Consider the following 15,095-nt stretch of genomic DNA (forward strand, 5'->3'; position numbering starts at 1 on the left):
TAGGGACGACGGATGTGAATGGACTGACGCGTGAGTGCCGATCGAGTGCCGTCGCCGGTCGCAACCGGTCACGGACGTGACGTGACCGCCGCGAGCAGAGCGGCCAGCCGCCGGCCGGTCCGGGTCTGCGCGTACGGGATCAGGGCCAGCGCCTCCTGCCACGCCCGTACCGCGGCGTCCTGGTCGCCGGCGGCAGCGAGGGCGTCGCCGAGCAGCGCCAGCACCTCCGCGGCCGGTGCCGACGCCGAGGCCTCCTGGTAGGCGACGGCCGCCTCGCGCCAGCAGTCGATCGCCTTGCCGGGCTCCCGGCGGACGGAATGCACCTGGCCGAGCACCTCCCACGCCTCGGCGATGCCCAGCCTGTACTGCGCACCGCGCGACAGCGCCATCGCCTGCTCGGCGCAGCGCACGGCCTCGTCCTCCCGGCCCAGTTCGGCGTAGCTCGCGGCCATGATCACCAAGGCGTCCGCGAGCAGTTTGTCGTCTCCGGTCGTCCATGGCCCCAGCGCCGCGCAAAGCGCCCGGACGACCTCCTCGTGTCGCCCCTGGGCGGCCAGGATCATCGCCCGGTTGATCTCGGCCCGGGTCATCTCGTCGTACAGGCCGAGCCGGGCGAGTAGCTCGAGCGCCCGGTCGAGATGCCCGACCGCAATCTCGTGCTCGCGCCGGAAGTAGGCCGCCCCGGCCAGGCTGCGGTGCATCCGGGCCTGCCCGACCAGGTCGCCGCCCGCGCGGGCGGCCTCGAGGGCAACCTCGCCGGTCGTCGTCCAGTCGACCCACCGGCCGCTGCGGTCGAAGAAGTGCTGCATGCCCAGGGCGAGCTGCCAGGCGTCGGTGTGCCGGCCCTGCCGGGCGGCCCGGCCGACCAGCGCGATCAGGACCTGCCGCTCGGCGACGAACCAGCGCATCGCGTCGCCGTGGCCGGCGAAGCGCAGCGGGGTCTCGCCCGGCCCCGGCTCGATCATCGGGTGGTACTCGGAGGCCAGCAGCCGCCGGTGCGCCTGATAGCAGGTGGCCCGGTAGAACTCCAGGCAGCGCAGTTCCGCGGCGGCGCGCTCGGCCGGGCTGTCGACCTCCTCGCCGAGCTCCGTGGCATAGGCCAACAGCAGGTCGTGAGTGCGGTAGCGGCCGGGCAGGTCCTCGCCGATCAGGTGCGCGCGGCTCAGTTCGCCGATCAGCGCCCGGCCGGTCGGCAGCGGGACGCCGGCCAGGCCCGCCGCGCCGGCGATCGAGATGTCGGGGCCGGGGTGGGTCGGCAGCAGCCGGAAGAGCCGGGCGGCCGGGGCGGAGAGTGCCTGGTAGGACCAGGAGAAGGCGGCGCGCAGTCCGGTCCGCGGGTCCTCGCAGTGGAAGCCGTCCAGGCTTCCGGGCGCCTGAACCAGCTCGGCGGCGATCTGCGCCGGTGGCGTACCCGGCTGGCTCGCCGCGCGGGCGGCCACCACGGCCAGCGCGAGCGGAAGCCGCCCGCAACTGGTGATGATGGCGTCGATCGCGGCCGGATCCGCCGCGACACGGATGGCGCCGAGCGGCCGAAGGAGCGCCGCGCGGGCCTCGTCGACGCTCGGCAGGCCGACCGGCAACGGGTGGGCGCCGGCCGTGGTCAGCAGGGTGCTGAGTCGGCCGCGGCTGGTGACGATCACCAGACAGCCGGGACTGCCCGGTAGCAGGTGCCGGATCTGCTCGGCGTCCCGGCAGTTGTCGAGCACGATCAGCACGCGCTTGCCGGCCAGGCTGCTGCGGTACATGCCGGCCTGCGCGTGCAGCTCGGCGGGAATGCCCTCCTGCGGCACCCCGAGCGAGCCGAGGAAGCCGCGCAGCGCCTCGGCCGGACACATCGCCGGCTCCCGCCCGTCGTATCCGCGCAGGTCGACATAGAGCTGCCCGTCCGGATAGCCGGCGGCGAACTGGTGGGCGAGGTGGACGGCGAGGGCGGTCTTGCCGATCCCGGGCATGCCGTCGATCGCGAGCACCTTCGGCCCGCCCGGGCGCGCGACCGCCGCGCGGGCCTCGGCGATGAGGTCGTCGCGGCCGCTGAAGAAGGGCAGGTCCGGCGGCAGCTGCGCGGGCCGGGGGAGGGGCGCCGGCGACCCGGCACGTGTCGGCCGGGTGCGCTGGTGCAGCAGCCGGTCGTACGCCTCCCGCAACTCCTCGCCCGGATCGATGCCCAGCTCGTCGGCGAGCCGGCGACGCACCACCCGGTACGTCTGGACGGCCTCCGCCTGGCGGCCGTCGGCGGCGAGCGCCAGCAGCAGCCGGCTCTGCAGCGACTCGTCGAGCGGGTGCTGCTCGGCGGCCTGCCGCAACGGCGCCAGCACCGCGCTCAGCCGGTCGCAACGCTCGGCGGCGTCGGCGGCCTCGCGCACGGCCTGGGCGCGTTCGGCCTCCACGGCGATGAACGCGGGATGCAGGCGGGAGGCCGGTTCCAGGCCCGCAGCGCACCGGCCGCGCCACAGCCGCAGCCCGTCGAGGGAATGTCGCAGCGCCGACTCCGGGTCGCCGTCCTGCAGGCTCCGGCCTGCCAGCCGGCTCAGCGACCGGAACTTCAGCAGGTCAAGGGACTCCTCGTCGGCGCGCAGCCGATAGCCGGAGAGGTCCCGGAGAATGTGCCGGCCTGCCGACCGGGTGGGCAGGCCGGGCTCGAGCAGCCGCCGGAGCACCCCGACGTGGCGGTGCACGACGTTCGCGGCGCTTGCCGGGGACTCCTCGTCCCAGAGCAGCTCGACCAGCTCGGCCAGGGAGACCGGTGAACCGGCCCGGGCCAGCAGTAACGCGAGCACCAGGCGCTGCTGGCGGGCGCCCAGATGCAGCTCGGTGCCGGCGCGGACGACCCGGATCGAGCCGAGCACCGAGAAGCCGATCGTGTCGCCCGCCTCCGCCCGCACACCGGCAACGGTAACCGCCGGTCAGCCGCCCGGAGCTTCCGGCCAGGGGACCCGGGGGCGACCGGTCAGCGGCGGGCCGGGCGGCCCAGGGCGTCGGCGACCGGGCGCTCGGCGCGCCGGGCCCAGCGGCGCAGCAGGTCACCGCCTGGCCGGGCGAGCAGCGCCGTCACCAGCACCGCCACCAGCGCGCCGAGCAGTGCTCCGGCGATGACGTCGTGCGGGTAGTGCACGCCGACGAAGGTGCGGGAGAACGCGCCCAGCACCGCCACCGGCAGGGCGACCAGCCCGACCCGGCGGGACAGCAGCAGGGCCGCCGCAGCCAGCGCGCCCGCGATGGTGGCGTGGTTGCTCGGGAAGGACCAGTCGCCGGTCGGCGGGCAACTGCTCGCCACGATCACCACGTCGGCCACCGCCCGGCACGGCCGCTCCTGGTCGACCACCGACTTCAGCGCCTCGCTGGACCCGTACGCCAGAATGACCGACAGCGGCGCGACCAGCGCGAGCGCCCGGTCCCGGGGCCCGCCGCCGAGCCGGGTCAGGGCCGCCGCCAGCAGCAGCGCGCCGAGCAGCAGGATCGCCCCCTCGGTGAAGTGCCCGGCGAACCACCGCACCGGTTGCGGGGTGCCCGCCGCGAAGCTGACGATGTCCTGGTACCACTCGACGCTGATCTCCGGAACATCCGGCTTGCTGGCAACAACCATGACTCACCTCACCAACCGTTCATACCGGGTTTACCGCCCAGACAAGGTTGGAACACCGTGGCGGTCACCGCAGTGTGCGATGGTCGGGACGGGCACCTGACTTTCGTCTCAGTGGCCTCACAGCCGGGTCTGCTTCGGTGATGACAGGTACGTCGAACCAGGGAGGCGCGGTGCCGCAGACCCGTACCAGTGATCGACCGCCGGCCGGGCCGGTGACGGACGACGAGAGCTGGCGGATCCGGCGTACCGAGGCGGACCTGCACCGACTCGCCGAGACCGAGTCGATCTTCGCGCTCGGTAACGGGTGGGTGGGTTGGCGCGGCAACCTCGACGAGGGCGAGCCGTACGGCATGCCGGGCAGCTATCTCAACGGCTTCTACGAGGAACGCGAGCTCAGCTACCCCGAGGACGGGTACGGCTTCCCGCAGCTCAGCGACACCGCGGTCAGCGCACCCAACGCCGCACTGATCCGGCTCTGGGTCGGCGACGAACCGCTGGACCTGCGTACCGGCACGCTGCGTACCCACGAGCGGGTGCTGGACCTGCGGGCCGGCACGGTCGAGCGGTACACCGAGTGGATCTCACCGGCCGGCCACGGCGTACGCGTCCGCAGCACCCGGCTGGTGTCGCTGCCCCGGCGCCCGGTCGCGGCGGTGCGCTGGGCGGTCGAGCCGCTGGACGGGCCGGTCGAGGTGCGGATCGTCGCCGATCTGCTGGCCAACCAGCGGGTGCCCGAACGCTCCGACGACCCCCGGGCCGCCGCCGTCATCACCGACCCGCTGACCGCCGAGTACCGCCGCTGCACCGGCCACGACGGCGTGCTGGTACACCGCACCGAGCGCAGCGGGCAGCGGGTGGCGGTCGCGGTGGCCCACCAGGTCGACGCGCCGGACGGGTTCGGCTCGGACGTCGACCGCACCCCGGACCGGCTGCGCCTGACGCTGGCCGGCACGCTGCGCCCCGGCGAGCCGGCCCGGCTGGTCAAGTTCGCCGCGTACGAGTGCGCGCGGGTGGACGCCACGCCGCCGGAGGAGTTGGCCGACCTGGCCGTACGGGAGGCGGAGGACGCTCGCGCGGACGGGTTCGACGCGCTGCTCACCGGCCAGCGCGCGGTGCTCGACGCCGCCTGGCGGGTGGCCGACGTGCAGCTCGACGGGGACGCCGAGTTGCAGCAGGCGATCCGGTTCGCGATCTTCCACCTGATTCAGGCCGGCCGCGCGGAGGGCGACCGGACCATCCCGGCGAAGGGGTTGACCGGCAACGGCTACGACGGGCACGTGCTCTGGGACACCGAGGGCTACGTGCTGCCGGTGCTGACGTACCTCGCCCCACGGGTGGCCCGCTCGGCGCTGCGCTGGCGGCACGCGCACCTGCCCGAGGCCCGCGAGCGGGCGGCCGAGTTGCGGCTGCCCGGGGCCACCTTCCCGTGGCGCACCATCGGCGGCCGGGAGTGCTCCGGCTACTGGCCGGCCGGCACCGCTGGGCTGCACGTCAACGCCGACATCGCTGACGCCGTGCTGCGCTACGTCGCGGCCACCGGCGACCAGGAGTTCCTCGCCGAGACGGGGTTGGACCTGCTGGTGGAGACGGCCCGGCTGTGGCACGGCTTCGGCCACTGGTCCGACACCGGCGCCTTCCACCTGCACGGGGTCACCGGCCCGGACGAGTACTCCGCGGTGGTCGACGACAACGTCTTCACCAACCTGATGGCCCGGCGCAATCTGCGCGGCGCCGCCGACGCCGCCGAGCGGCACCCGGCGGCGGCCGCCCGGCTCGGCGTCGACCCGGCCGAGGTGGCCGGCTGGCGGGCCGCCGCCGACGCGGTCTTCATCCCGTACGACCGCAAGCGCGGGGTGCACCAGCAGTCGGCCGGCTTCACCGAGCAGCCGGAGTGGAACTTCGCCCGCACCGGCGAGGACGACTATCCGCTGCTGCTGCACTTCCCCTACCTGGAGCTGTACCGCAAGCAGGTGGTCAAGCAGGCCGATCTGGTGCTGGCCATGCAGCGCTGCCCGGGCGAGTTCACCGCCGACGAGAAGGCCCGCAACGTCGCCTACTACGAGGCCCGCACGGTCCGGGACTCGTCGCTGTCGGCCTCCCCGCAGGCGGTGCTCGCCGCCGAGGTCGGGCACCTCGACCTGGCGTACGACCTGTTCGCCGAGTCGGTCCTGCAGGACCTCGCCGATCTGGGTGACAAGACCGGCGACGGGCTGCACCTGGCGTCGCTGGCCGGTGCCTGGCTGGCGCTGGTGCAGGGCTTCGGCGGGCTGCGCGACGATCGGGGAGTGCTCTCCTTCGACCCGCGGCTGCCGGCGGCGATCGACCGGCTGGTGTTCCACCTGTACTGGCACGGCCAGCGGCTGCGGGTCACCCTCACCTGGAACGAGGCCCGCTACGAGCTTCCGGACGCCGACCCGGAGACCTCCGTCGACCTGTGGCACCACGGCGAACCGCTCCAGGTCACCGGCGGGACCCCGGTGATCCGACCGATGCCGCCGGTCCCCGATCCAGGCCCCGAGCCCCCGTCGCCCCCCGGCCGCCGCCCCGCCCACCGCTGACCCCCCGGGCACCCACCGTCGGCCCGCGCCTGCCCCCGCGCCTGCCCCCCGCTCCGCGGCGCCACGCTCCGCGCTCCCGCCCACGGCGGCCGCCTCGCGTCGTTCGCGCCGGCGGTGGTGCGCCCCATGTCCGCGTCCGTGCTCCGCCCTGCGCCCGCACCGCAAGATCGTGCTGTAACCAGGATGTAGTGGCATCGATGTAGCTGGGAGGCCACTACATCCATGTTCCAACGCGATGTTCTCGCGTCGCGCGTGGTCACCGCCGCCGCGCCTCCTCGCCGGGAGCCGGGTGAAAGTCGGCGGCGTGAGGGGCGGGTGATCGGTAGGGTGGCGCGGTGGCTGATCTTGAGCGCCTGGCGGAACGGCACGCCGAGGCGGTGTTGCGGTTCGAGCGGGAGAACCGGGAGTGGTTCGCGCGTTCGGTGCCGGACCGCGGCGACGACTACTTCGCCCGGTTCGCCGCGCGGCACGCGGCGCTCCTCGCCGAGCAGGCCACCGGACGGTGCCACTTCCACGTCCTGGTCGACGACGACGGTGCGGTGATCGGCCGGTTCAACCTGGTCGACGTCGCGAACGGCGAGGCCGAGCTGGGCTACCGGGTGGCCGAGCGGGTCGCCGGCCGGGGCGTGGCTACCGAGGGCGTCCGCCGTGTCTGCGAGCTGGCTCGCGACGAGTACGGCCTGCGCCGGCTGGTCGCCGACACCACGCTGGACAACGCCGGCTCACGGGCGGTGCTCCGGCGCACCGGGTTCACCCCGGTGGGCGAGGTGCTGCTCGGCGGCCGCCCCGGGCTGCGGCACGTCCGCGAGCTGACCGCCACCGACTGATCGGGCGAAGGCCGTCAGCCGGCGGCGAGACCGCCGGACATCCGCTGCTTGACCTCCTCCAGCGCCTCGAAGGCGTACGCCCAGTTGTGGCACTTGAAGCTGCGTAGCCCCTCGATGGGGGTGCGGCAGTCGGAGCAGTTCACCCCGGCGATCGCGGCCGGGATCTCGGTGTTGACGTACTTGCGGTCGCCGAGGATCACCGTCGCGATCATCATCGGGTCGTGCACCCCGGTCAGCGCCGAGGAGACGATGTCGTACCAGCTGATCCGGCGGCCGCACTTCGGGCAGTCCGGATGGTCGCCGCTGACCCAGAGCGGCGCGCCGATGCTGCGCAACGGCATGCCGAGCAGCTTCTCGATCCGCCGGACGTCCGACTCGGGCGTGGTCCACCGGTGCTCGCCGGGCAGCGAGGCCGGCGAGTCGTACACGGCGCGGAACAGGTCCGGATCGACCTGCACGGTCTCCCGCTGACTGGTCACGGCGTCCTCCTCGACGGTCGGTGCCCCCACCGTGGTCCGGGTGATCGACGGGTGCAGCCGGATCAACGACAGGACGCCGCCGCCGGTCGTCGCGAGTGCCGACGCACCCGACCGGCTGCCGGGCTGGACCCGGCACGCGAGCGCCGACGCACCCGGGCGGCTCCGGGCCAGACCCGGCGTCGGGCGATTGCGGATCGGCGTGAATGGTACGAATTGAGCAGGTCGTCCGCCGGAAGGAGTGCGATGAAGAGCGGGTCCGAGCGGCTGCTCCGCCGACGCGACGACCCCATCCGCACCTCGTTCCTGGAACTCCTCTTCGACCTGTCGTTCGTTCTCCCGCTCAGCCAGTTGTCCAGCGTCCTGCTGGCGGACCTGAGCGTCCCCGGTGCGCTGCGGGCGATGCTGCTGCTGGCACCGGTCTTCTGGGTCTGGCTGACCGTCATCTCGTCGACCGACTGGTACGACCCCGGCACCGGGGCGGTGCGGCTCCTGCTGGGCGGCGCGGCGTTGGGCAGCCTGCTGATGGGGGTGGCCGTCCCAGAGGCGCTGGACGACCGCGCCCTCATGTTCGCCGCGGCGTACGTCGCGGTCCACCTCGGTCGTGGGCTGATCGTCGGCGTCGCGCTGCGGCGCCACCCGCTGCGCCGACGAACCCTGCGGGTCCTCACCTGGTACGGCGCCACCAGCGTCCTCTGGCTGGCCGGGGCGTTCGTGCCGGCGGTGCGGGTGCCGCTCTGGCTGGTCGCGTTGGCGGTGGACCTCGTCGGGCCGGTGCTCGGCTGGCCCGCTCCCCGACTCGGCCGGACCCGGCCGGACGAACTGCGCCTCAGCGGCACGCATGTCGCCGAGCGCTTCCAGCAGATCTTCATCGTCTCGCTGGGTGAGTTGATCCTGTCCGCCGGCCTGTCGTACGCCCGCGCCGGCCCGAGTCCCGCTCGGACCGCCACGTTCATGCTGGCATTCGCCGTGGCCGTGCTGATCGGTCTGCTCTACGTGACGCCCGCGGGGGTTGCGCTCGCCCCGGCGATCGACCGATCCACCCCGGCCCGACTGGCCGTGACCGTGGGTTACCTGCACATCGTGATGATCGCCGGGGTGGTGGCCACCGCGGTCGGTACCGAGTTGGCCATCGCCCGCCCGACCGAACCGGCCAAGACGGGCGCGCTGGTGGTCACCGTCGCCGGCCCCACGCTCTTCCTGGCCGGGCGGATGTTGCTCTCCGCGGCCATCTACCGCCGATTCTCCTGGCCGCAGTTGGCCGCCCTGCTCGCGATGCCCGCCGTGGCGGTGGTGACGGTGGAGCTTCCGCTGCTGGTGCTCGCCGCGGCCACCACCTCGGTGCTGTTCCTGACGGCCGCCCTCGACCACACCGGCTTTTTCGCGCCACGCCCGTCGAGGCCGGCCTGATCGCCCGACCGCCGTCTCGATGACTGCGACACCACGACGCCCGGCCGCCCGGCCGCCCGGAGCGGTCCGACGCCGGCCGCCCGCCGTTGGGTCGCCGGGAGCGGTCCAACGCCCGGCCGCCCGCCGTTGGGCCGCCGGGAGCGGTCCAACGCCCGGCCGCCCGCCGCTGGGCCGCCGGAAGCGGTCCGACACCCGCCCGCCCGGTCGGCCCGACCGCCGGGAGCGGCCCGGTTTCAGCCGAGGATCTTCGCGAGCGCGCGCAGCCCCGCGACGACGTCGGCCCCGGTGGGGGCGTTGTCGGGGTCGGCGAGCGCCTGCATGACCACGCCGGACATCAGCGCGAGCTGCACCGTGCCGAGGGTCCGGACCGTGCGGTCCGGCACCTCCGCTTCGGGGACGCTGGCCAGGATCGCGGCCATCCCGCTGCGGCCCTGCCGCATCCCGTCGGCGAGTTGCGGCAGCAGGTCCGGCTGTCGCTGGGCCTGCATGAACAGCTCGACCGAGGTGAGCCAGAGCTTCGGGTGCGCCCGGGCCTGCGCGAGCAGCTCGTCCCACATCCGCTCGTACGCCTGCTCCGGGCCGAGGTCCGGCGCGTCGGCGGGTACCAGGGCCCGCCCGGCCAGGTCACCCCACTCGTCGAGGAGCGAGAAGAGCGCCTGGAACAGCAGGTTCTCCCGCGAGCCGAAGTGGTAGCCGATCGCGGCCATGCTCACGCCCGCCGTGGTGGCGATGTCGCGCACGCTCGTCCGGTCGAAGCCCTTTTCCAGCAGGCACGTCCTGGCCCCGGCGAGCAGGGCTTCGCGATTCCCCATGGTGGCAGGGTAGCAGCATCTTGGACGACCGACTAAGGCGATCGTCTTAGGCGAGCGCCTTGCGCGATCGTCCAAACATGCCCTACGGTTCTCGGCACGACCACTCCGGTCCCTTCAATCCGCAGGAGAACCGCCATGCAGACCTCGCCCCGCCGCCGGAAGCGCACCCTCGCGGGCCTGGCGCTCGCCATGCTGACCGCGCTGACCGCCGGAGCGGCCGCACCGGCGGTCGCCGGTAGCGGCGACCCCGCCGTCGTCGGCACCGACCAGGGCGCGGTCCGCGGCACGGTCACCGCCGGCCTGCGGTCCTTCCAGGGCATCCCGTACGCAGCGCCTCCGGAGCGCTGGACCTCACCGTCACCCGCTCCGAACTGGACCGGGGTGCGCGACGCCACCCGCCCGGGCCCGGCCTGCGCCCAGCCGGTCGGCCTGCCCATCGGGGTGCCCGGCGAGGCCGAGGACTGCCTCTACCTGAACGTCACGACGCCCGGCCGGAAGGGCGACGACCTGCCGGTCGTCGTGTGGATCCACGGCGGCAGCCTGATGTTCGGCACCGGCGACATGTACCGGCCGGACCGGCTCGCCGCCGACGCCGTGGTGGTCTCGATGAACTACCGGCTCGGCGTCATGTCGTTCCTCACCCACCCGGCGCTCGACGCCGGCTCCGCGTACGGCTCGGGCAGCCTGGCGCTGGAGGACCAGCAGGCCGCGCTGCGCTGGGTACGGGCGAACATCGACGCGTTCGGTGGCGACCCGGGCAACGTCACGATCATGGGCCAGTCCGGCGGCGGATACACGGTCTGCGACCACCTCGCCTCACCGATGTCGGCGGGCCTGTTCCAGCGGGCGATCATCCAGAGCGCGCCCTGCGCGGCGGGCGGTTCGCGCACCCGGGCCGAGGCGGAGACGGACAGCACCGGCGTGATCAAGACCGTCGGCTGCGAAGACGCTGCGGACGTGGCCGCGTGCCTGCGGTCGGCCGAGACCACGGTGGCCGACCTGCTGGCGGCGTACGGCGCGTGGGGCGAGCCGCGGCCGGTGTCCGGTACCCCGCTGCTGCCGCTGAGCCCGGCCGAGGCGTTCCGCACCGGCCGGTTCAACCGGGTCCCCGTCCTGGTCGGGGTGAACCACGACGAGGAGAACGGCATGTACGGCGGCCTGGAGGTCAACCCGGGCGGCAGCCCCATCCCGGCCGAGGCGTACGAGTCGACGGTCCGCGAGCAGTACCCCGCCGATGCCGACGCGATCCTGGCCCGGTACCCGCTGTCGGCGTACGACAACTCGGCGGGTCTGGCCCTGTCGACCATCGGGACCGACCGGAACTGGGCGAAGCCGACCTTCGACACCGCGAAGCTGCTGTCGAGGTGGACGCCGACGTACCTGTTCGAGTTCGCCGAGCAGCAGACGCCTTGGTTCGTCGGCTACGACGAGCCGAGCTTCCCGTGGCGGGCCCAGCACATGTCCGAGCTGGCGTACCTGTTCGACCTGGACCTCTTCCTGCCGCGGACCCGGCAGCAGGATCGGCTCGCCGACCGGCTGATCGGCGCCTGGACGCGGTTCGCCGCGGACGGCGACCCGAACGGCGGGCGTGACCGCGGCTGGCAGCGGTTCACCGAGCGCCGCCCGCACGTGCAGTCGCTCACCTCGGCCCGCTGGAAGCCGACCGAGTTCGTCCGCGACCACGAGTACGCGTTCTGGTCGCGGCTGAGCTGACCGACCGAGGAGCGGTCCCGGTGCGCGCGCACCGGGACCGCTTCCGCGTCGGAGTTCGGTCAGCTACGGGTGACCAGGCCGGCGTCGACCACGTACTCGCCGCCGTGTACCGCTTCGAACTCGCCGCTCGCGGTGAGCAGGATCGGGTCCCACTGGTAGGTGCTCACCAGGTCCGAGTCGGTGGCGTCGTCGCCCACGTTGGCGGCGGTGCGGTCGTAGCTGCTCGCGGCCTCCAGCCAGACCTGGTAGAGCAGTTCGGTGCGGGTGGTCAGCGACCAGGTGCCGTCCGGGTTGACGGTGGCGGAGCCGCCGCCGATGGCCTGGCCCTGCCGGGCCCCGACCCGCACGCTGAGCACACCGTCCGGGCCGGGGGCGATGCCCGGCTCACCCTCGTCGCGCTGGCCGTCCCGGTCCAGGTCGTGCCAGACGACGCCGCGCACCACGCAACTGCCGGAGATCGCCACGGTCACCGAGGCCGTGTTGTTCTCGGTGCTGATCTCCTTGCGCTGCGGGGCGATCGTCGCGGTGATCGCCGGCCGGGAACCCGGCTCGGCGCCGGCCACCACGAACGGCAGCCACAGCCGCGGCGCCCAGCCGGGCGCCACCGCCGGGTGGGCGCAGGTGTAGCTCGTCGCACCGGCCACCGCGCAGGTCCACTCGCCGTCGGTGGGGGTGAGGTCAGTGGTCCGCAGCCCCGCCGGCACGGAGACGGTGAGGCTGACCGGCCCCGACTCGCCGGTGCCGCCGTTGTAGGCGTCCACGTGGGCGCGGAAGGTCTCGCCCTCCGCCGGGTTCAGCACGTCGGTCATCATCAGCTCGACGAACAGGTCGGGCTGGGTGCGTCCGGCCGCCACCGCGTCGGCCGGGAGCAGTGTCGCCGCGGCGCCGGCCAGGGCCAGGGCGGCCAGCGAGCTGGCGAGGGTACGTCGGATCGAACGGGATCGCATTGCGTCCTCACGTCGCAGGTTCGGCCGCACCGGAGGCGGCGACCGAGGCGGAGATCAACTCTCCTCCATTCATCCGGCGTCCTCGATGCCTTGGGTGTTACGCCCCGCGGCTGTCGCACCCGGCGGACACAATGGCGGCTCGGCCTGCCCCTCACGGACACCTCGCCGGCCAGCGCCGCCGAGCTCGGCATCGACCTCGCCGCCCGCCCCTCGTACGCCGAGGTGGTGGCGGTCTTCGCCGACCGCCCGGCGGGTGCGCGAGGTCGTCGCGGCGGTCACCGACGCGGAGCTGACGGAGACCCGCACCGCCGCGCTGACGCCGGAGTGGGGGGTGGAGTCGCATCCGGTCGGCGAGTGCCTCCGGGTGGTGCTGGAGGAGCACTGCGAACACCGCCGCTTCGCGGTACGCGACCTCACGCTGATCGAGGCGAGGTCGGCGTAGCGCGCGGGGGCCTACGCGTCCACGGTCAGCCGGACCGTCACCGTGTCGCCCACCTCGAGCTCCTCGGCCTTCCGTACGCCCGCCTTCACCGGCACGATGTAGCGCCCGTCCTTGGGCCAGAGGGAGGTCTGCCAGTCGGTCGCCCCGATCCGGGCGGTCACCGGGATCATGCCCCAGCCGTAGCTGACCAGCGTGGCGGTCGCTTCCAGGGCGGCGCACTGCTCCTCGGGGACGGTGACGAAGTGCCACGGCGCCGGCCCGCGCCAGAACCAGATCTCCCCGCTGAACTCCAGGTCCACCGCCGCAGGATACGAGTCGGAGACAATCCGCCGCGGACGACGGGGAGGGGCCCGTCGAGATTGACCGGTTGGGTTAGCGTGTCGTCGGTCTGCTGGGGAGAGCCCCGGCATCCTTCGGGGAAAGAAGCTGTCACGTGTCCTTGTGGAAGAAAACCACGGTAGTTGCGGTCTCCGCGCTCACGGCGCTCGCCGTGTCCGCCTGCGGCTCGGAGTCGGGCTCGTCCGACGCGCCGAAGCAGCCGAGCGTGCTGGAGTTGCTGGCAACCGATCTCAAGGGATCGCTGCAGAAGACGGTCGACGCCACCGCCAAGAGCGACTCCGTGACCGTGAAGATGGAGGGCACGGCCGGCGGCGAGAAGGTCTCGATGCAGGGCGTCATGGACCTGGGCGACCCGGTCAAGGCCGAGATGACGACGGAGGGCCCGGACGGCGCCCCGACCACCGTGCGCATGATCGGCGGCGTGTTCTACGTCGAGATCCCCGAGGAGGACCGCGAGAGCACCGGCGGTAAGCGCTGGATGAAGCTGGACCTGGCCGCCGCCGGCGCCCAGTCGGGGATGGACTTCAGCAAGCAGTTCGAGGACATCGACCCGACCAAGCAGGTCAAGACGCTGCTCGCCACCGAGGGCACCACCGTCGTCGGTGAGGAGACGGTGAACGGGGCGCGCACCGTGCACTACACCGTCACCGCGCCGGTGGCGACCTACCTGGGGCAGGTCGACGCCCAGATGCGGGCGGACGTCGAGAAGGAGTTCGCCAAGCAGGGCGTCAAGGAGATCAAGCTCGATCTCTGGGTCGACGAGCAGTACCAGCCGCGTCGGGTGCACATGGTCATGGGCAAGATGGGCGACCTGACCGTCGACTACACCGACTACGGCAAACCGGTGAACATCGAGACGCCGCCGCCGGCGGAGACCGCCGACTTCGCCGAGCTGCTGGAGGGCCTGAAGGACCTGGCCACCAGCTGACCCAGCGGGAACACTGCCCGGCCGGCGATCTCTCGCCGGCCGGGCAGTTGCGTATCGGGAGGCGTCCCACCGGCGCCGCGGGACCGGCGGGTGTCTGTCAGTGGGCGTCGATGGGCTTGCGCCAGACCGACACGTGGCTCTCGCTGTCGGAGGTGAAGGGCGACCCGTCCCAGTCCGCCACCCGCTGCTCCAGCTCCAACCCGGCCAGCCGCGCCATGAGATCGCACTCGGCCGGCCAGATGTAGCGGAAGTTGCTGTAGCCGTACCGGAGGCTCCCGTCGTCCAGCCGCCGGTAGTGGTGCGAGGTCCCGCGCTGGGTGACCATGTCGTACGTGTCGAAGCCGACGTGTCGGTCGGTCACCTCGAACGGCACCGCCGACTGCCCGGGCGGGAACCGCCGGATGGGCGGGACCCACAGTTCGACGACGAAGCGGCCACCGGGCGACAGGTGCCGGGCGGCGTTGCGGAAGCAATCCACCTGCTCGTCCTGGGTGCGCACGTTGCCGATGCTGTTCCACACGACGTACACCAGCGAGAACTGACCCGGCACCCTGGTGGTGGCCATGTCACCGACGACGACCGGCACCTGCTCCCCGGGCGCCTTGCGCCGTAGCTGGTCGACCATCGGCGCCGACAGCTCGATCCCGCTCACCGGGATGCCGCGGGCGGCGAGCGGGATCGCCACCCGGCCGGTGCCGATCGCGAACTCCAGCGCGGGGCCGGAGCCGGCCAGCCGGGCGAGGAAGTCCACCGCCGGGTCGAGCACCTGGGGTGCGAACATCTCGGCCGAGAGGTCGTCGTACTTCTCCGCGGTGTCCTCGTCCCACAGATCGCTGCTCGTCATGGGCCCGAGCCTGCTAGCTCCGCTGTGCTGGCGCGACCCATTAACGACGGCCGTCCGCCTCGCCGCCAGCCGGTTCCGGCGGCTACTCGATGGTGGAGCCCGCGTCCCCGTCCTGCCGCCGATGCTGCTCCGAGCCAGCCTGCCAGTTCGGCCCGCCGATGTCCGGTGCGGGTCGCTGGCCTCGACGTCTCTGGCGACGGGCACCACCGAGGTGCC

The 15,095-nt window shown here is 73.3% G+C and carries 13 protein-coding genes; 6 read left to right on the forward strand and 7 right to left on the reverse strand.

Annotated features, from left to right (window positions below; translation table 11 throughout):
- Positions 1 to 68 precede the first annotated feature (68 nt).
- Positions 69 to 2,882, reverse strand: a complete 2,814-nt coding sequence (locus GA0070609_RS30165) for an AfsR/SARP family transcriptional regulator (RefSeq protein WP_088996923.1) — start codon at positions 2,880 to 2,882, stop codon at positions 69 to 71.
- A gap of 65 nt (positions 2,883 to 2,947) precedes the next feature.
- Positions 2,948 to 3,583 carry a phosphatase PAP2 family protein gene (locus GA0070609_RS30170; protein ID WP_088996924.1) on the reverse strand — a complete coding sequence of 212 codons (636 nt, stop codon included), beginning with the start codon at positions 3,581 to 3,583 and terminating at the stop codon, positions 2,948 to 2,950.
- 170 nt (positions 3,584 to 3,753) lie between these two features.
- On the opposite strand from GA0070609_RS30170, the gene GA0070609_RS30175 reads away from it, so the two are divergent.
- Both GA0070609_RS30175 and GA0070609_RS30180 read left to right on the forward strand, forming a co-directional pair.
- Positions 3,754 to 6,141, forward strand: coding sequence for a glycoside hydrolase family 65 protein (locus GA0070609_RS30175; RefSeq protein WP_231928461.1), 2,388 nt, complete (start codon positions 3,754 to 3,756; stop codon positions 6,139 to 6,141).
- Positions 6,142 to 6,476: 335 nt separating this feature from the next.
- Positions 6,477 to 6,968 carry a GNAT family N-acetyltransferase gene (locus GA0070609_RS30180; protein WP_088996926.1) on the forward strand — a complete coding sequence of 164 codons (492 nt, stop codon included), beginning with the start codon at positions 6,477 to 6,479 and terminating at the stop codon, positions 6,966 to 6,968.
- A 14-nt stretch (positions 6,969 to 6,982) separates the two neighbouring features.
- Here GA0070609_RS30180 and GA0070609_RS30185 read toward each other — a convergent pair whose 3' ends face one another.
- A complete protein-coding gene (locus GA0070609_RS30185) occupies positions 6,983 to 7,447 on the reverse strand; it encodes a hypothetical protein (RefSeq protein WP_088998054.1) in 465 nt (154 codons plus the stop codon).
- A gap of 243 nt (positions 7,448 to 7,690) precedes the next feature.
- Between GA0070609_RS30185 and GA0070609_RS30190 the strand changes: the two genes are divergently transcribed.
- Entirely contained in the window at positions 7,691 to 8,854 is a 1,164-nt protein-coding gene (locus tag GA0070609_RS30190; protein WP_088996927.1) for a low temperature requirement protein A, read from the forward strand.
- A 233-nt stretch (positions 8,855 to 9,087) separates the two neighbouring features.
- Here the strand turns inward: GA0070609_RS30190 and GA0070609_RS30195 are convergent, their stop codons facing one another.
- Positions 9,088 to 9,666, reverse strand: coding sequence for a TetR/AcrR family transcriptional regulator (locus GA0070609_RS30195; protein WP_088996928.1), 579 nt, complete (start codon positions 9,664 to 9,666; stop codon positions 9,088 to 9,090).
- Between the two features lie 135 nt (positions 9,667 to 9,801).
- Between GA0070609_RS30195 and GA0070609_RS30200 the strand changes: the two genes are divergently transcribed.
- Complete coding sequence (locus GA0070609_RS30200; protein ID WP_088996929.1) at positions 9,802 to 11,379, forward strand: carboxylesterase/lipase family protein; 1,578 nt, start codon at positions 9,802 to 9,804, stop codon at positions 11,377 to 11,379.
- 59 nt (positions 11,380 to 11,438) lie between these two features.
- On the opposite strand, the gene GA0070609_RS30205 is transcribed toward GA0070609_RS30200, so the two are convergent.
- Positions 11,439 to 12,326: an SdrD B-like domain-containing protein gene (locus GA0070609_RS30205; RefSeq protein ID WP_088996930.1), complete on the reverse strand. Its 888-nt coding sequence runs from the start codon at positions 12,324 to 12,326 to the stop codon at positions 11,439 to 11,441.
- 253 nt (positions 12,327 to 12,579) lie between these two features.
- Between GA0070609_RS30205 and GA0070609_RS30210 the strand changes: the two genes are divergently transcribed.
- Positions 12,580 to 12,768: a hypothetical protein gene (locus tag GA0070609_RS30210; protein ID WP_088996931.1), complete on the forward strand. Its 189-nt coding sequence runs from the start codon at positions 12,580 to 12,582 to the stop codon at positions 12,766 to 12,768.
- Between the two features lie 11 nt (positions 12,769 to 12,779).
- Here the strand turns inward: GA0070609_RS30210 and GA0070609_RS30215 are convergent, their stop codons facing one another.
- Positions 12,780 to 13,067, reverse strand: a complete 288-nt coding sequence (locus tag GA0070609_RS30215; RefSeq protein WP_088996932.1) for a DUF1905 domain-containing protein — start codon at positions 13,065 to 13,067, stop codon at positions 12,780 to 12,782.
- A gap of 134 nt (positions 13,068 to 13,201) precedes the next feature.
- Between GA0070609_RS30215 and GA0070609_RS30220 the strand changes: the two genes are divergently transcribed.
- Complete coding sequence (locus tag GA0070609_RS30220) at positions 13,202 to 14,035, forward strand: LolA-like protein (protein ID WP_088996933.1); 834 nt, start codon at positions 13,202 to 13,204, stop codon at positions 14,033 to 14,035.
- Between the two features lie 97 nt (positions 14,036 to 14,132).
- Here GA0070609_RS30220 and GA0070609_RS30225 read toward each other — a convergent pair whose 3' ends face one another.
- Positions 14,133 to 14,879, reverse strand: a complete 747-nt coding sequence (locus GA0070609_RS30225) for a class I SAM-dependent DNA methyltransferase (RefSeq protein WP_088996934.1) — start codon at positions 14,877 to 14,879, stop codon at positions 14,133 to 14,135.
- Between the last annotated feature and the right edge of the window lie 216 nt (positions 14,880 to 15,095).

Origin of the sequence: Micromonospora echinaurantiaca, from assembly GCF_900090235.1 — a bacterium.
Lineage (GTDB): Bacteria > Actinomycetota > Actinomycetes > Mycobacteriales > Micromonosporaceae > Micromonospora > Micromonospora echinaurantiaca.